This is a genomic window from Pseudomonas izuensis, from assembly GCF_002356535.2.
Lineage (GTDB): Bacteria > Pseudomonadota > Gammaproteobacteria > Pseudomonadales > Pseudomonadaceae > Aquipseudomonas > Aquipseudomonas izuensis.
Genome location: NZ_AP017423.2, coordinates 4930944 through 4946112, shown reverse-complemented (window position 1 = coordinate 4946112; position 15169 = coordinate 4930944). Strand labels below are relative to the sequence as shown.

The following is a 15169-nucleotide window of genomic DNA, read 5'->3' as shown; positions in this document are numbered from 1 at the left end:
GCTGAGTCTATCAACCCTCGCGCAGGACTGTCAGGGGGCTGGCATTCAAGGCGCGGCGGGTGCCAAATACACCGGCGCCACCAATCAGTACCGCACCGATCAGCGGCAGTACCAGCAGCCATGGATGCGGATGCCAGGGCAGGTCGAACGCATAGCGGTACAACACCAGGCTCACGACTTCCGAACCCAGCGCGGCCAGTAAACCGCTGACGGCACCGAGCAAACCGAACTCGATCCGCCGCGCCTTGACCAGCAATTGCCGCTCCGCCCCCAGCGCTCGCAACAGCGCCCCCTGGCGGATGCGTTCATCCAGCGTTGCCTGCAAGCCGGAAAACAGCACCGCCATCCCCGCCGCCAATACAAACAACAGCACATATTCCACCGCCAGGGTGACCTGGGCGAGGATGCTGCGCAGCTGCGCCAACAAGGCTTCGACTTGCAAAATGGTGACCGCCGGAAAACTGCGGGACAGATCGACGATCTGTTGGTCATGGCCCGGCGCCAGATAGAAACTGGTCAGGTAAGTCGCCGGCAGGTCCTTCAAGGTACCGGGCTGGAAAATCATGAAGAAGTTCGGCTGGAAATTGTCCCAGTTGATCTCCCGCAGACTGGTGACTTTCGCCTCGCGATTGACCCCGCCCACGGTAAAGACCATGTGATCACCGAGCTTGAGTTTCAGGCTTTCGGCGACTTTGCCCTCCACCGACACACCGGGAATGTCGTCTGGCGGTTGCTCAGGCCACCAGTTGCCGGCGGTGATCCTGTTACCCGCCGGCAGGTCGGCGGCCCAGGTCAGGCTCAGGTCGCGCTGGACCGCACGATCACCGGCCGAATCCTTGCTGACGATTTGCTGCACCGGTTCGCCGTTGATACTGATCAGCCGACCCGGCACCACCGGGTACAGCGGTGCCGATTGCGCCGACACTGAGATCAGGCGATCGGTAAACGCCTGCTTGTCCGCGGGCAGGATGTTCAGGGCAAAATAGTTCGGTGCATTTTTCGGCAGCTGGTTCTGCCAGGTGTCCAGCAGTTCGCCGCGCAGCAAGGCGATCAATGCCATCGACAGCAGGATCAGGCCGAATGCCAGGGATTGTCCCGCGGCTGCCAGCGGATGACGGAGCAACTGGCCGAGACCGAGGCGCCACGGCAGGGAGGCCCGGGCGAGCAGGCGCCGCAGGCTTTTCAACAGCAGCAACAGCAAGCCGCCCAGTACGAGTGCCGCAATCACGCCACCGCCGAGCAGGGCAAAGGTCAACACCAGGTCCAGGCTCAGGCGCCACATGATCAACCCGAGGGCGCCCAGCGCTGCGCCGTAGACCATCCAGGTACTGGAAGGTATCGGCAGCAGGTCGCGGCGCAACACGCGCAACGGTGGAACCCTGCCCAGCGCCGCCAGCGGCGGCAAGGCAAAACCGGCCAGCGCCACCAGCCCGGTGCCGATCCCGGCGATGGCTGGAAACAGGCCGCCCGGTGGTACATCGCTCGGCAGCAAGTCGTGCAGCAAGGCAAACAGCCCCAGTTGTGCCAGCCAACCGATAAAGGCACCGCTGATACTGGCGAGCAGTCCGAGGACGGTCAGTTGCAGGCTGAACAACACCATGGTTTCCCGACGGGACAAGCCCAGGCAACGCAACAATGCACTGGCATCGAAGCGGCGAGTGGCGAATCGTGTCGCCGACAGCGCCACCGCCACACCGGCCAGCAACACGGCCACCAGACTGGCCATGTTCAAGTAACGTTCAGCCTTGCCCAGGGCACCGCCGATCTGCCGGTTGCCATCGCGGGCATCCTGGATGCGTTGGTTGGCGGCGAGGCCGGGTTTGATCAGTTGGCGATAGGTTTCCAGCGCCTGGGCCTTGCCGCGCCAGAGCTCCCGGTAACTGACCCGGCTGCCGGGCTGCACTACGCCAGTGGCGGCGAGGTCGTCGAGGTTGATCAGTACCCGTGGCGTCAGGCTGTAGAAATTGCCGGCGCGGTCGGGTTCGTAGGTCAATACCCGTGCCAGTGTCAGTGTTTTCATGCCGACATCGATGCTGTCGCCCATCTTCAGATCGAGCGCGGTCAGCAACCGGGCTTCAACCCAGGCTTCACCGGGTTTTGGCCCGCCACCGGACGCCTCCGGGGCGAAAGGGGCAGGGGCGCTCTTCAGTTCGCCGCGCAACGGGTAGGCGTCATCGGCAGCCTTGATGCTGGACAACTGGATCCCGTTGTCGGTGGCGATGACGCTGGAGAACTCCACCACCTGCGCATGTTCGAGACCCAGCTCGGTGCCGCTCTTTATCTGTTCGGGGCGCGCCGGCGAGCTGCCTTCGAGCAGCAGGTCTGCACCCAGGAACTCGGTGGCGCGCAGCATCATGGCACCGTTGAGGCGGGCACCGAAGTAACCGATGGCGGTGCTCGCCGCCACAGCCACCAGCAAGGCGAAGAACAACACGCGCAACTCACCGGCGCGTGCGTCACGCAGCAACTGGCGGATGGCGAGACTGAACAGGCGCAACAGCGGCAGGCGTGCCATCAAGGCTCCAGTGGGGCGACCAGCAGGCCGGCTTCAAGGCGGATCAGGCGCCGGCAGCGATGCGCCAGGCGTTCATCGTGAGTCACCAGCACCAGGGTCGTGCCGCGCTCCTTGTTGAGTTCGAACAACAGGTCGCTGATGCGCTCGCCGGTGTGACTGTCGAGGTTGCCGGTGGGCTCGTCGGCGAACAGCACGTCGGGTTCGGCGGCAAATGCCCGGGCAATCGCCACGCGCTGCTGTTCGCCGCCGGAGAGCTGACGTGGCGAGTGGGTCAGGCGCTGGCCAAGGCCGACCCGTTGCAGCAGCTCGGTGGCGCGACCACGGGCATCTTTGCGGCCATCGAGCTCAAGGGGCAGCATGACGTTTTCCAGCGCATTGAGGCTATCGAGCAGTTGAAACGACTGGAAGACAAATCCCACGTGCTCGGCGCGGATGCGAGCACGCTGGTCTTCGTCGAGGCTGCTCAGGCCCTGCCCGGCGAGGGTGACTTCGCCGCTGCTCGGCAGGTCGAGGCCGGCGAGCAGGCCCAGAAGGGTGGATTTGCCGGAGCCGGATGCGCCGACGATGGCCAGGCTGTCGCCCTTGTTCAGTTCCAGGCTGAGTTCGTGCAGGATGGTCAGTTCACCTTCCGCGCTGGGAACCACTTTGCTAAGGTTCTTCGCGGTGAGAATGCTTGCGCCCATGGAGAATCCGATGCGTGTGTGGTTTTTGAGTGCTGGCCTGGCCTTGATGTGCATGGCCCAGAACGCAGCGGCGGGTACTGTCCTGATCGTTGGCGATAGTATCAGCGCCGGTTTCGGACTGGATACCCGGCTGGGGTGGGTGTCGTTGCTCGAACAACGGCTCAAGCGCGAAGGTTTTGACGATACGGTGGTCAATGCATCCATCAGCGGCGACACCAGTGCCGGAGGCCAGGCGCGGCTGCCGGCGCTGCTTGCAGAGCATAAGCCGGAGCTGGTCATCCTCGAGCTGGGCGGCAATGACGGGCTGCGCGGATTGCTGCCAACGCAATTGCAACAAAATCTTGCTTCTATGATCGACAGTTCCCGCGCCAGCGGTGCCAAGGTGCTGTTGCTTGGCATGCAGTTGCCTCCCAACTATGGCGCGCGCTACACCAAGGCTTTCGCCGAGGCCTACAGCAACGTTGCCGAAGAAAAGAAAATTCCCCTGGTGCCGTTTTTCCTCGACGGTGTAGGCGGTCATCCCGACCTGATGCAGGCCGACGGCATCCACCCGGCGGCCGGGGCTCAGGACAAGTTGCTGGAAAATGTCTGGCCTACGCTAAAACCGCTGTTATGACACTTTTCTACGCGCAGGCTTTCGGCTAAGGTGGCGCCCCCGATTTGGAGCCCCCGATGCCGCGTCCTGCCTGGTCCCTGTTTGCCTACCAACTGATCGAGCCTGACGAACAGCTGGATCTGTTCGCCTGCCAGGAAGTGCGGGTACATCTGGTGACCCGTCAGCTGGAGCTGGGCGGTTCGGCTGACCGGACTTTGTGCGGCAGCCTGTTGCCGGCGCAGCCACGTTGGTCGAGCGTCGATCGCAAGGTCTTCCAAGACCAGCGCCTGTGCTCGTTGTGCCGGGCCATTCTCGAATCGCAAAAGCGCGGTACCTCGCCGATCTGGCCTGAACTGCGATTCGAGCTGTAGGAGCTGCCGCAGGCTGCGATCTTTTCCCTGCATGGCACGCTCTATCGGTGAGCTCCCCGAAATAACAGACGGCGGTGTACAATCCGATTCTTATACCTCTGTTGATCATGCGAAGGATTTTCCGGATGTTGCCGCGCTTTCCTGCCGTCACCCGCTGCCTGTCTCTTGCCGCCCTGTGTGTGGCCGGTCCCGTTGCTGCATTGGAGTTTCCCCTGCCTCCGCCCGGTGAAGACATCATCGGCCAGGTGCAGGTGATCAAGGCCAAGTACGAAGATACTTTCGCCGACCTGGGCACCGCCTACGATCTTGGCTACTCGGAAATGGTTGCGGCCAACCCGGGCGTCGATGCCTGGTTGCCGGGCGCCGGCACCGAAATCGTGTTGCCGACCCGCTTCATCCTGCCGCCGGGCCCGCGTGAAGGCATCGTCATCAACCTCGCCGAGTACCGCCTCTACTACTACCCGAAAGGCAAGAATGTGGTGTACACCTTCCCGCTGGGTATCGGCCGTGAAGGTTGGGGGTCGCCGATTGCCCACACCAGCATCACTGCCAAGACGCCGAACCCGACCTGGACGCCTCCAGCGTCGATCAAGGCCGAGCACGCCGCCGATGGTGATCCGCTGCCAAACGTAGTACCGGCAGGCCCGGATAACCCGCTGGGGCCGTTCAAGTTCACCCTGGGCACCCCGGGCTACCTGATCCATGGTTCGAACAAGAAGTTCGGCATCGGCATGCGCACCAGCCACGGCTGCTTCCGCATGTTCAACAACAACGTGCTGGAAATGGCCGGCATGGTGCCGGTGGGTACGTCGGTTCGTATCATCAATGACCCGTACAAGTTCGGGGTGAGTGGCGGCAAGGTCTACCTGGAGGCGCACACGCCACTGGACGACAAGGGCAACCCGTCGGTGGTCGACAAGCACACCGCGGTGATCAACGCGATGCTCAAGCGTGAAGACATCACCAACAACTTGCGCATGAACTGGGATGTGGTACGTGACGTCGTTGCTGCCGAAGACGGCTTGCCGGTGGAAATCGCCGTGCCGAACAACTCGGCGCCGATGGTCACGAGTGCACCGATCGACCCGCTGCAGTAACGCTTGAAGAGAACCCGCCGATGCTGGCTGCATCGGCGGGTTTTTTTACGCCTGCACGAAACGGCGGGCAATAAAAAAGCCGACCCAATAATGGGTCGGCTTGATAACAATCCCGAAGGACTATTACTTGCGGCTAGCTTTGTCCAGCATGCGCAGAGCACGCTCGTTAGCTTCGTCAGCAGTCTGTTGTGCTTTTTGAGCAGCAGCCAGAGCTTCATCAGCTTTACGGTAAGCTTCGTCTGCACGAGCCTGGGAGCGAGCTGCTGCGTCTTCAGTAGCGGTCAGACGTGCTTCGGTTTCTTTCGATGCGCTGCTGCAACCGGTAGCCAGAACTGCGGCCAGAGCCAGAGCAGAGAATTTCAGAACGTTGTTCATCGTGTTCCCCTTCAAGGACTTTCAATTAAGTGGCTGTCTCCTCAGATTGAGGAAATAGCCGGCGTACATACTACCCATTACTTGTCGTAAGTAAACTGACGTAAAGCAAGAAGCAAAAAAAATTGTAGGCTTTGATTCTTTTTCGAGCAACTTTTAACTGCACTGTTTAAAAAATATTCAGCTGGGAGGCCCGAGATGAGCGAGCCGACCAGGAAAAGTTCCCCTGTGCCCGCAGCTCTTTTTCCGGTCTTGGCTAAAGTGTGTCTAGATGGATTCGTCTACACTTTTGTTCGGATTTTGCGCGACGCCTCTCATATCTTTCTCCATGTTGCGGTGACTTTAACAACGGGCGTTCGTCTCAAGTCTCAACATCCGGCAATGTTCAGGCGTTCGACCCTGGGAGACCACTGGTCGAGCCGTCCCTGCGTGATCCCGGGGCAGCACCCGCCAACCAGCATGATGACGAGCGCACCTTGAGCATTTCTGCCAATGGTGCCTACTATTTGTACGTGCTCGGTTGCGCGAGATCGGTGTAGCTCTTCTCGGTGTCCATTCGGGCACGGGGTGGCGTAGATGTTCCTTCGCCGGAAAAACATCGGTAAGGTAGGGGTCGGAATTCAAGACCCGCGAGGAGTAGTGATGAGCGAGGCGTTGTCCATCCACCATGACCAGGCTGGTCATCAGTTCGAGACCAATGTGGACGGTCATCGTGCCTACCTGACTTATATGGATCTGGGGAAACAGACCCTGGATATCTATCGCACATTTGTGCCCAACGCATTGCGCGGCCGTGGCATTGCCGCGGCACTGACCGAGAAGGCGCTGGAGTACGCCGAGGAAATGGGCTACACGGTCATCCCATCGTGTTCCTACGTCGAGCGCTACATGGAGCGTCACCAGCGGCATGCGGCCAAGCTGAGCCAGTGACTTTCAGCAAAACGAACACATAAAAAAACGCCGGGCACTGCCCGGCGTTTTTTTGTCTGCGTTTTTTACACCAAGCGCCGATCAGGTGCGATCACGTTTAGGCAGCACATCCTTGAGCTTGGCATGCATGCTGCGCAAGGTGTTCTCGGTCGCGGTCCAGTCGATGCAGGCATCGGTGATCGACACGCCGTATTGCAGGTCGGCGAGGTCTTTCGGGATGGCCTGGCAGCCCCAGTTCAGGTGGCTTTCGACCATCAGGCCGATGATCGACTGGTTGCCTTCGAGGATCTGGTTGGCGACGTTTTCCATCACCAGCGGTTGCAGGGCCGGATCCTTGTTGGAGTTGGCGTGGCTGCAATCGACCATGATGTTCGGCTTGATTTTGGCCTTGTTCAGCGCCTGCTCGCACAGGGCGACGCTGACCGAATCGTAGTTTGGCTTGCCGTTGCCGCCGCGCAGCACCACGTGGCCGTAGGCATTGCCCTTGGTGGTCACGATCGACACGCCACCTTCCTGGTTGATACCCAGGAAACGGTGCGGGCTGGAAACCGATTGCAGGGCGTTGATGGCCACGGTCAGGCCGCCGTCGGTGCCGTTCTTGAAGCCGACGGCCGAGGACAGGCCGGAAGCCATTTCACGGTGAGTCTGGGATTCGGTGGTGCGCGCGCCGATGGCCGACCAGCTGATCAGGTCCTGCAAATACTGCGGGGAGATCGGGTCGAGGGCTTCGGTGGCGGTTGGCAGGCCCATTTCGGCCAGGTCCAGCAGCAATTGACGACCGATATGCAAACCGTCCTGGATCTTGAACGAGTCATCCAGGTACGGATCGTTGATCAAGCCTTTCCAGCCGACGGTGGTGCGTGGCTTCTCGAAATACACGCGCATGACCAGATACAGGGTATCGGACACTTCCGCGGCAAGCACTTTCAGGCGCTCGGCGTATTCGTGGGCCGCCTTGATGTCGTGGATCGAGCAAGGCCCGATGACCACGAACAGACGGTGGTCGGTGCCATCCAGAATGTTGCGAATGACTTCGCGGCCCTTGGTGACGGTGCGCAGGGCGGCGTCGCTCAGGGGGATGTCACGCTTGAGCTGATCGGGGGTGATCAGCGTCTCGTTGGAGGCGACGTTTAGGTCGTTGATCGGTAAATCAGCCATCGTTTACTCGTCAGGTCACGGGTGCCGGCCGCCAGCGAACCCGCGCGGCGGAGCACAGCAAATTAAGCGCGTCGGGGAGCCGAACCTTAGCGCGTTACACCGTGGCTCGACAATGGGCATGCGCCGCTTTAGCGGGCATTCTCGATGAATTCCCGGCCTTTGGGCGCGTCCTAATCCTGCATTGACTGTGCAAATGCCCGATGGACCCTGTCGTGGGAGAACTCGTCGGCATGCTCCTGAACCCATTCGAGGGCCAGGGCCTGAATCTCCTGCAGGTCTTCGTGAGCGTCGTGCTGGCGGCAATAACGCTCTATCTGACACACCTGCTCGCCCATCCGCGCACTGAACAGCGTCTGTTCGTCGAGAAAGGCAATACCTACCAGATAGCCGTGCTTGCGTCGCAGGCACCAGGCTACATAGCCCAGAATGCGCAGGTCGGGATTAAGGGTCGGCATGCGCACTTCAAGCGCTGTGCCGTAGCGCCACGCGCGGTGATAATTGCAAGCCATGCCCCCGAGGCTGCTAGTGTGCAACTGGTGCCGCGAAATACACTCAGGTTTGAACAACGTTAATTCAACGGGCACATCGTCAGGATGAGGAATGAATCGTCCCATGAACACGGACTCCATGTGTCGGCCATCTGACATTGTTTCCCCCAGTATAGTGGTCGAATTGGAGCTGACCGATTTCGACGCCGACCAACGGCTGCTGACGATGAACGGTGTATCACTGGTTATTTTCACCAGCGTCGGTTGCTCAAGCTGCCGTTTTGCCCGTGAACAGTTGCCGGCGCTCGATCTGGCCGTCGATCGACTGTGCTGGATCGATGCCGGGAACAATGGCGGGGTGGTCGAGCGTTATCAGGTCTTTCATTTGCCGGCGCTGTTTGTGGTGCGCGACGGTGAGTTCTTTGGGGCGTTGCATGCGCGCCTGACCGGCACCGAACTCAATCGGGCGATACGTCAGGCGTTGAGTCGAACAGCAGAGGAGTTGCCATGATGGGGGCAGTTGCCAAACCGACGGTCGGTATTATCGGGACCGGTGCAATCGGCGGTTTCTACGGGGTGATGCTGGCGCGTGCCGGCTTCGATGTGCATTTTCTGTTGCGCAGCGAATTTTCCGCGGTGGCAGAACGCGGGTTGCAACTTCACAGCGCCGTTCATGGCGCGCTGACGTTGAACCCGGTGCAGGCCTATTCGTCGGCCGAAGACATGCCGCCCTGTGACTGGTTGCTGGTGGGGGCGAAAACCACCAGCAACGCAGACCTGGCGCCAGCCATCCTTCAGGCCGCGGCGCCGAATGCCAAGGTATTGCTGCTGCAAAACGGCCTGGACGTCGAGGACAGCCTGCGTGAACTGCTGCCTGACTCGCTGCATGTGCTGGGCGGGCTCTGCTACATCTGCGTCCATCGCGAGGGGCCTGGCATCGTCACCCATCAGGCGCTGGGTGCCGTGCATGTGGGCTACCACAGCGGTCCCGCCGTCGATGGGGCGGCACGCGCCGCAATTGTCGAGGAAGGCGTCGGGATGTTCCGTGCCGCCGGCATCGACTCCCAGGCCATGGCGAACCTGCACCAGGCGCGCTGGCAAAAACTGGTCTGGAATATCCCTTACAACGGTCTGTCGGTGTTGTTGGGGGCGAGCACCACGCCGTTGATGGCCGATACCGATACCCGCGAGCTGATCAAGGCACTGATGGCCGAAGTGGTGCAGGGGGCGATCGCCTGTGGTCATGAGGTGCCGGCGGGTTATGCCGAGCATTTGTTCAGGGTGACCGAGAAAATGCCCGACTACTGGCCGAGCATGTACCACGATTATCTGCACAAGCGACCGCTGGAGCTGGACGCCATTTACGCCCGGCCGCTGGCCGCCGCCAAGGCGGCGGGGTGTGAGATGCCGCGCATCGAGGCCCTGTATCGCAGTCTGGGTTTTATCGATCGACGCAACCGGTAAGTCGATCAACCTGAGGGGGAAGGGCATGGCAAAGACTATCGACGACAAGCTGGTGCTGGCGATTTCGTCGCGCGCACTGTTTGACCTGAGTGAAAGCCACAAGGTGTACCTGTCGAGTGGCGTCGAGGCTTACCGGCAGTATCAGATCGAGCATGAAGACGAAATTCTCGAACCCGGTGATGCCTTCCCTCTGGTGCAGAAACTCCTCAACCTCAATGCCAGCCTCGGCCGTGCCCGTGTCGAGGTGATCCTGGTGTCGCGTAACAGCGCCGACACCGGCCTGCGGGTGTTCAATTCGATCCATCACTATGGACTGGCCATTTCCCGCGCGGCGTTTGTCGGCGGGCGCAGTCCCTATCCGTACCTCAAGGCTTTTGGCTGCGACCTGTTTCTTTCCACCCATGCCGAAGACGTGCGCAGTGCACTGGACGCGGGTTTTGCCGCGGCGACCATCCTGTCGGGAGGCGCCAGCCGCGCCGCCAGCGATGAATTGCGCATTGCTTTCGACGGCGATGCGGTGCTGTTTTCCGACGAGTCGGAGCGCGTGTACCAGGCCGGTGGTCTGGAAGCGTTTCAGGCCAGCGAACGCGAGGCGGCCCGGCAACCGTTGCGCGGTGGGCCATTCAAGGGTTTCCTGGCGGCCCTCAATCTGTTGCAGCGCGAGTTCCCGGATGGCGCCTGCCCGATCCGCACGGCGCTGGTGACGGCCCGCTCGGCACCGGCCCACGAACGGGTGATCCGCACCTTGCGCGAATGGGACATCCGGCTGGATGAGTCGCTGTTTCTCGGTGGCCTGACCAAATCGGCGTTTCTCGAAGCCTTCGCCGCCGATGTGTTTTTCGATGATCAGGCCGGTCACTGCGAGTTGGCCCGGGAAGTCGTCGCCACCGGTCATGTGCCCCATGGCATAAGCAACGAACAAAAGGTTTAAGCCCGCCGATCAACGTGTTGCGCAGGACGTCGTACTCCTCAAGGCACTGCTAAGCTGAATCAATCTCCGCCATGTTGGCATTCGAGGAGGTCATATGATTCGCTCGATACTCTATGCCACTGACCTCGGTCTGTACGCCCCTTTGGTGATGCAGCATGCCTTGGCATTGGCCCGGACATTTAATGCCAACCTGTACGTGGTGCACGCGGTTGAACCCATGGGGCTGTTCGCCGAGTCGGTGCTGCAGAGCTATCTCGATGAGCAGGCGTTGAACGAGTTCCACAATCAGGGGTTGAACACCGTCATTGCCAGTATCGAGCAGCGGGTGCTCGACAGTTTTCGTGAAGAACTGGGGGGAGAGGGCGAGCACGATCTGGAGCGGATCCAGGCGGTGCGGGTGCTGCAGGGCGATCCGTCGCAGGTGATTCTCGACCAGGCGCAGAAACTCTCCGTGGATTTGCTGATCGTAGGTAGTCATAGCCATGGTGCTGGCGCGGAAACGCCATTGGGCCGGACCGCCGCGCGTGTGTTGCAACTGTCGCAGGTGCCGGTTTACCTGGTGCCGCTGGTGCAGCGTCGTCGCCAGGGGGATCGCTAGAACACGAATAGTGGCATTCTGATAAAAAGTTCTAGATTTATTCTTCAAACCATTAATATAGTTATATACCGTCGCTGATGCCCGTGGCGTCTATCTGCTTTGAGGGATTCATATGAAGCTTCAACAATTGCGCTACATCTGGGAAGTGGCGCACCACGACCTCAACGTTTCCGCTACAGCCCAAAGCCTTTACACCTCGCAACCGGGCATCAGTAAACAGATCCGACTGCTGGAAGACGAATTAGGCGTCGAGGTGTTCGCCCGAAGCGGCAAGCACCTGACCCGCGTCACCCCGGCCGGTGAACGCATCATCACCACCGCCGGTGAAATTCTGCGCAAGGTTGAAAGCATCAAGCAGATCGCCCAGGAATTCTCCAACGAGAAGAAAGGCACCCTGTCGATCGCCACCACCCATACCCAGGCGCGTTATGCGTTGCCACCGGTGATCAGCAATTTCATCAAGCAGTACCCGGACGTTGCCCTGCACATGCACCAGGGGTCGCCGATGCAGATCGCCGAAATGGCGGCTGACGGCACGGTGGATTTCGCCATCGCCACTGAAGCGCTGGAGCTGTTCGGCGACCTGGTGATGATGCCGTGCTATCGCTGGAACCGCTGCGTGGTCGTACCTCAGGGGCACCCGCTGACCAAACTGTCGAAGCTGACCCTCGAGGCCCTGGCCGAATACCCGATCGTGACCTATGTATTCGGTTTTACCGGCCGCTCGAAACTCGACGAAGCCTTCAGCCATCGTGGCCTGACGCCAAAAGTGGTGTTTACCGCGGCCGACGCCGACGTGATCAAGACTTACGTGCGCCTGGGCCTGGGCGTGGGCATCGTGGCGAAAATGGCGGTCGATACCAAACTGGACAACGACCTGGTGGTGCTCGATGCCAGCGAGCTGTTCGAGTCCAGCGTGACCAAGATCGGCTTCCGTCGCGGTACTTTCCTGCGTGGCTTCATGTGCGACTTCATCGAGAAGTTCGCCCCGCACCTGACCCGCGAAGTCATGGCCAAGGCTATCCAGTGCCACAACAAGCAGGAACTGGAAGAGCTGTTCGACGGTGTCGAACTGCCGGTGCATTAAGTTTTCTTAAACAACCTCGGTGACAGCAAACTGTTGCCGAGCGCCCGCCACCAGAATCTCCACCTCATCGCCTTCGAACTTGCCCAGCAGGCCTTTGCCCAGCGGTGAGCACGGGGTGATGACGGTAATGGTTTGCCCCACCAGATCGACCTTCAGGCCCGCCGCATCCGGTGCCAGGAACAGCCACTGTTCACGGCCCTTTTCGTCTTCCAGGCCGAGCAGCGCGCCGACTTCAATACCACGCCGTTCGTCATAAGGACGCGGGACCAGGTTTTGGCAAAGCGCCAGAGACTGACGGATCTCTTCGACCCGCCTGGCTTGCCCGGCAGCCAGGTAGGACGCCTCCAGACCCAGCGTGTCGTACTTGTTTTCGGCGATGTTTTCTTCGTGGGTCGCGGTTTCGTAGGCGGTTTGCGCAGCGCGTTCGGCGATGTCGAGGTCGATGCGCAGCTTATCGAGAATCAGTTGGTGGACACTTTGTTTATTCATGATCAATCGCAGAATTGCAGGACGTTGGCGCGACTTTTTTCGCTTGGGGCGGTCTGGTCCTGTTGCAACCAGAACTGGCATTTTGCGTTCGACAGATTGCGATTGCTGCTGCGTGCCTGATCGAGTCGCTGCGCCTGTTCGTTCTTGCGCAGGTTTTCTTCGTATTGCTCGAAGATCGGGCTCTGTGGAGGAATATCCGGTACCGGTTGCGTCGCCACGGGCGGTTTGGCCAGTTGCTCTATCGTCGCCGCGACCGGCGCCAATTGTTCGTTGAAGAACAGTCGAGCGACGAGCCAGCAGGTCAGCGCGATGGCGATGAAACCCAGCCACAAACCGAAGGCGATGCTGCCGGTCAGTTGCACGACATTGAGCTGGATCGGCAATGGACGGCGCGGATTGGGACGGTAGGGCATGGCTGCCTCCTGGCAGTGGGTCGCGGGGTGTTGGCGATTGTCGCACGAAGAATAATCGTCGTCGGCTCTTCTGCACGGGGTAATTTATGCGCAGAATCGCTGCCTTTGCCAACGGGAGCCTGGAATGCCTGAAAAGAAAACCCGCTGGGATATTTTTTGCACCGTGGTCGACAACTTCGGCGACATCGGCGTGACCTGGCGCCTGTCCCGGCAACTGGTTGCCGAGCATGGGATAGCGGTGCGGTTGTGGGTCGATGACCTGCGTGCCTTCGAGCGCATGTGCCCGGAGATCGATATCCACACCTCGCAGCAATGGCAGCAGGGTGTGGAGGTGCGTCACTGGGCGAGCGACTGGCAGCCTGTCGAAGCGGCGGATGTGGTGATCGCCGCGTTCGCCTGCCAATTGCCGGGCGCCTACATGGACGCCATGGCCGAGCGGGAAAAAACACCGCTGTGGATGAATCTCGATTACCTGAGTGCCGAGGGTTGGGTGGTCGGCTGCCACGGCTTGCCGTCGGTGAAGTACAGGCATGTGCAGAAATTCTTCTTTTTTCCGGGGTTCCAGAAAGGCACGGGCGGCTTGTTGCGTGAAAGCGGATTGCTCGAACGGCGACGGACGTTTCAGCAAAGTCCTGAAATGCAGCGCGAGTTCCTACAAGGTCTTGGGATAAATCCTGCGCAGGGTGCGCAATTGATCTCGCTGTTTGCCTACGAAAACACCGGGCTGGCCAGTTGGCTGGACGCGATGGCGGGCGACACGATGCCCACTCATCTGTTGGTGCCGGAAGGGCGGATTCTCGGCGATGTCGAGCGTTGGCTTGGCGTGGATGGACTGAAGGCCGGTGCGCTGCATGTGTGCGATGCGTTGACCGTGCAAGTGTTGCCGTTCGTCCGACAGGACCAGTATGACCATTTACTGTGGTGCTGCGATTTCAATGCGGTACGTGGCGAAGATTCCTTTGTCCGCGCCCAATGGGCGGGGCGGCCATTGCTCTGGCACATCTATCAACAAGAGGAAGACATCCACCTGGATAAACTGGAAGCCTTCCTCGCGTTGTATGTGAACGGTCTGTCGGAGACCGCTCGCGAGGCGATCAGCGGTCTTTGGCGGGCGTGGAATGCCGGTGACAATATGGCAGGCCACTGGCAATCGACCCGCAAACACTGGCCGGAACTGCAAAAACACGCCGAGACATGGTGTCTGGAACAGGCCTCGCAGGCTGATCTTGCGGCAGCGCTGGTACAGTTTTATGTAAATTGGATATGATACGCGGCCTAGATTTTTGTAAATCCCATCCAAATTCGGATATTCGCAATGAAAACTGGTAAAGAACTCAAACCCGGTACAGTGATCCGTATCGACAACGACCCTTGGCTGGTTCAGAAAGCTGAATTCACCAAGTCCGGTCGTAACAGCGCGATCATGAAGACCAAGCTGAAAAACCTGCTGACCGGCTACAAGACCGAAACCGTTTACGGTGCGGACGACAAGCTGGATGACGTGATCCTGGATCGCAAAGAAGCGACCCTGTCCTTCATCAGCGGTGACTCCTACACGTTCATGGACACCACCGACTACACCATGTACGAGCTGAACGCCGAAGACATCGAAGCCGTTCTGCCGTTCGTTGAAGAAGGCATGACCGACGTTTGCGAAGCCGTATTCTTCGAAGGCCGTCTGGTTTCCGTAGAACTGCCGACTACCATCGTGCGTCAGGTTGCCTACACCGAAGGTTCCGCTCGCGGCGACACTTCCGGCAAGGTGATGAAGCCTGCCAAACTGAAGAACGGTACCGAGCTGTCGGTTGCTGACTTCATCAATATCGACGACATGATCGAGATTGATACCCGCGAAGGCGGTTCCTACAAAGGCCGTGCCAAATAAGCACTGCTTCAGGAATGAAAAAGCCCGACCAGTGAGTCGGGCTTTTTTTCGTCTGTCGAAATCTACGCTTTATCCCTGTGGGAGCGAGCCTGC

General features: G+C 60.0%; 18 protein-coding genes. 11 read left to right on the top strand and 7 right to left on the bottom strand.

Translation table 11 applies throughout. The features are described from left to right. Window positions 1-10: 10 nt before the first annotated feature. Both LAB08_RS21830 and LAB08_RS21825 read right to left on the bottom strand, forming a co-directional pair. Window positions 11-2515: an ABC transporter permease gene (locus LAB08_RS21830; protein WP_096509752.1), complete on the bottom strand. Its 2505-nt coding sequence runs from the start codon at window positions 2513-2515 to the stop codon at window positions 11-13. After that, window positions 2515-3198: an ABC transporter ATP-binding protein gene (locus LAB08_RS21825; protein WP_096509753.1), complete on the bottom strand. Its 684-nt coding sequence runs from the start codon at window positions 3196-3198 to the stop codon at window positions 2515-2517. The genes LAB08_RS21830 and LAB08_RS21825 overlap by 1 nt, the downstream gene beginning before the upstream one ends. A 10-nt stretch (window positions 3199-3208) precedes the next feature. On the opposite strand from LAB08_RS21825, the gene LAB08_RS21820 reads away from it, so the two are divergent. The 3 genes from LAB08_RS21820 to LAB08_RS21810 all read left to right on the top strand — a co-directional run bounded on the left by LAB08_RS21820 (window position 3209) and on the right by LAB08_RS21810 (window position 5261). Beyond that, on the top strand, window positions 3209-3814 hold the full coding sequence (locus tag LAB08_RS21820; protein WP_096509754.1) for an arylesterase: 606 nt from the start codon (window positions 3209-3211) through the stop codon (window positions 3812-3814). Between the two features lie 56 nt (window positions 3815-3870). Next, entirely contained in the window at window positions 3871-4164 is a 294-nt protein-coding gene (locus tag LAB08_RS21815; protein WP_096509755.1) for a hypothetical protein, read from the top strand. Window positions 4165-4289: 125 nt separating this feature from the next. Then, a complete protein-coding gene (locus LAB08_RS21810; protein ID WP_096509756.1) occupies window positions 4290-5261 on the top strand; it encodes a L,D-transpeptidase family protein in 972 nt (323 codons plus the stop codon). Window positions 5262-5384: 123 nt separating this feature from the next. On the opposite strand, the gene oprI is transcribed toward LAB08_RS21810, so the two are convergent. Then, entirely contained in the window at window positions 5385-5636 is a 252-nt protein-coding gene (gene oprI / locus LAB08_RS21805) for an outer membrane lipoprotei OprI (RefSeq protein ID WP_003199355.1), read from the bottom strand. Between the two features lie 639 nt (window positions 5637-6275). Here oprI and LAB08_RS21800 point away from each other — a divergent pair. Next, window positions 6276-6563 carry a GNAT family N-acetyltransferase gene (locus LAB08_RS21800; protein WP_008057026.1) on the top strand — a complete coding sequence of 96 codons (288 nt, stop codon included), beginning with the start codon at window positions 6276-6278 and terminating at the stop codon, window positions 6561-6563. An 81-nt stretch (window positions 6564-6644) separates the two neighbouring features. Here the strand turns inward: LAB08_RS21800 and LAB08_RS21795 are convergent, their stop codons facing one another. Both LAB08_RS21795 and LAB08_RS21790 read right to left on the bottom strand, forming a co-directional pair. Further along, entirely contained in the window at window positions 6645-7721 is a 1077-nt protein-coding gene (locus LAB08_RS21795) for a 3-deoxy-7-phosphoheptulonate synthase (protein WP_095196788.1), read from the bottom strand. Window positions 7722-7891: 170 nt separating this feature from the next. Beyond that, window positions 7892-8335 carry a pilus assembly protein PilZ gene (locus LAB08_RS21790; protein WP_096509757.1) on the bottom strand — a complete coding sequence of 148 codons (444 nt, stop codon included), beginning with the start codon at window positions 8333-8335 and terminating at the stop codon, window positions 7892-7894. Between LAB08_RS21790 and LAB08_RS21785 the strand changes: the two genes are divergently transcribed. From LAB08_RS21785 to cysB, 5 genes are all read left to right on the top strand, one after another. Next, window positions 8334-8720, top strand: a complete 387-nt coding sequence (locus tag LAB08_RS21785) for a thioredoxin family protein (protein WP_096509758.1) — start codon at window positions 8334-8336, stop codon at window positions 8718-8720. The two genes, LAB08_RS21790 and LAB08_RS21785, sit on opposite strands and share 2 nt — an antisense overlap. Further along, a complete protein-coding gene (locus LAB08_RS21780; RefSeq protein WP_096509759.1) occupies window positions 8717-9673 on the top strand; it encodes a putative 2-dehydropantoate 2-reductase in 957 nt (318 codons plus the stop codon). Before LAB08_RS21785 ends, LAB08_RS21780 begins: the two co-directional genes overlap by 4 nt. 25 nt (window positions 9674-9698) lie before the next feature. Then, complete coding sequence (locus tag LAB08_RS21775) at window positions 9699-10604, top strand: 5'-nucleotidase (protein ID WP_096509760.1); 906 nt, start codon at window positions 9699-9701, stop codon at window positions 10602-10604. 94 nt (window positions 10605-10698) lie between these two features. Beyond that, the gene (locus tag LAB08_RS21770; RefSeq protein ID WP_096509761.1) at window positions 10699-11202 is read left to right on the top strand and encodes a universal stress protein; all 504 of its coding nucleotides are present in this window, start codon (window positions 10699-10701) and stop codon (window positions 11200-11202) included. 112 nt (window positions 11203-11314) lie between these two features. After that, window positions 11315-12289, top strand: a complete 975-nt coding sequence (gene cysB, locus LAB08_RS21765) for an HTH-type transcriptional regulator CysB (protein ID WP_008057010.1) — start codon at window positions 11315-11317, stop codon at window positions 12287-12289. Between the two features lie 6 nt (window positions 12290-12295). Here cysB and LAB08_RS21760 read toward each other — a convergent pair whose 3' ends face one another. Then, the gene (locus LAB08_RS21760; protein WP_096509762.1) at window positions 12296-12778 is read right to left on the bottom strand and encodes a GreA/GreB family elongation factor; all 483 of its coding nucleotides are present in this window, start codon (window positions 12776-12778) and stop codon (window positions 12296-12298) included. A 2-nt stretch (window positions 12779-12780) separates the two neighbouring features. Beyond that, window positions 12781-13191 carry a hypothetical protein gene (locus LAB08_RS21755; protein WP_096509763.1) on the bottom strand — a complete coding sequence of 137 codons (411 nt, stop codon included), beginning with the start codon at window positions 13189-13191 and terminating at the stop codon, window positions 12781-12783. Between the two features lie 124 nt (window positions 13192-13315). On the opposite strand from LAB08_RS21755, the gene earP reads away from it, so the two are divergent. Next, window positions 13316-14458, top strand: a complete 1143-nt coding sequence (gene earP / locus LAB08_RS21750) for an elongation factor P maturation arginine rhamnosyltransferase EarP (protein ID WP_096509764.1) — start codon at window positions 13316-13318, stop codon at window positions 14456-14458. Window positions 14459-14506: 48 nt separating this feature from the next. Then, window positions 14507-15076, top strand: a complete 570-nt coding sequence (locus tag LAB08_RS21745) for an elongation factor P (protein WP_007983530.1) — start codon at window positions 14507-14509, stop codon at window positions 15074-15076. Window positions 15077-15169: the final 93 nt, after the last annotated feature.

Bases quoted from the DNA above. Each gene is read 5' to 3' on its own strand.
- LAB08_RS21755 (WP_096509763.1), bottom strand. From the start codon at position 13,191: ATGCCCTACCGTCCCAATCCGCGCCGTCCATTGCCGATCCAGCTCAAT.
- LAB08_RS21795 (WP_095196788.1), bottom strand. From the start codon at position 7,721: ATGGCTGATTTACCGATCAACGACCTAAACGTCGCCTCCAACGAGACG.
- LAB08_RS21790 (WP_096509757.1), bottom strand. From the start codon at position 8,335: ATGGGACGATTCATTCCTCATCCTGACGATGTGCCCGTTGAATTAACG.
- LAB08_RS21800 (WP_008057026.1), top strand. From the start codon at position 6,276: ATGAGCGAGGCGTTGTCCATCCACCATGACCAGGCTGGTCATCAGTTC.
- LAB08_RS21775 (WP_096509760.1), top strand. From the start codon at position 9,699: ATGGCAAAGACTATCGACGACAAGCTGGTGCTGGCGATTTCGTCGCGC.
- LAB08_RS21745 (WP_007983530.1), top strand. From the start codon at position 14,507: ATGAAAACTGGTAAAGAACTCAAACCCGGTACAGTGATCCGTATCGAC.
- LAB08_RS21820 (WP_096509754.1), top strand. From the start codon at position 3,209: ATGCGTGTGTGGTTTTTGAGTGCTGGCCTGGCCTTGATGTGCATGGCC.
- LAB08_RS21830 (WP_096509752.1), bottom strand. From the start codon at position 2,515: ATGGCACGCCTGCCGCTGTTGCGCCTGTTCAGTCTCGCCATCCGCCAG.
- LAB08_RS21815 (WP_096509755.1), top strand. From the start codon at position 3,871: ATGCCGCGTCCTGCCTGGTCCCTGTTTGCCTACCAACTGATCGAGCCT.
- LAB08_RS21810 (WP_096509756.1), top strand. From the start codon at position 4,290: ATGTTGCCGCGCTTTCCTGCCGTCACCCGCTGCCTGTCTCTTGCCGCC.
- LAB08_RS21825 (WP_096509753.1), bottom strand. From the start codon at position 3,198: ATGGGCGCAAGCATTCTCACCGCGAAGAACCTTAGCAAAGTGGTTCCC.
- oprI (WP_003199355.1), bottom strand. From the start codon at position 5,636: ATGAACAACGTTCTGAAATTCTCTGCTCTGGCTCTGGCCGCAGTTCTG.
- cysB (WP_008057010.1), top strand. From the start codon at position 11,315: ATGAAGCTTCAACAATTGCGCTACATCTGGGAAGTGGCGCACCACGAC.
- LAB08_RS21785 (WP_096509758.1), top strand. From the start codon at position 8,334: ATGAACACGGACTCCATGTGTCGGCCATCTGACATTGTTTCCCCCAGT.
- LAB08_RS21770 (WP_096509761.1), top strand. From the start codon at position 10,699: ATGATTCGCTCGATACTCTATGCCACTGACCTCGGTCTGTACGCCCCT.
- earP (WP_096509764.1), top strand. From the start codon at position 13,316: ATGCCTGAAAAGAAAACCCGCTGGGATATTTTTTGCACCGTGGTCGAC.
- LAB08_RS21760 (WP_096509762.1), bottom strand. From the start codon at position 12,778: ATGAATAAACAAAGTGTCCACCAACTGATTCTCGATAAGCTGCGCATC.
- LAB08_RS21780 (WP_096509759.1), top strand. From the start codon at position 8,717: ATGATGGGGGCAGTTGCCAAACCGACGGTCGGTATTATCGGGACCGGT.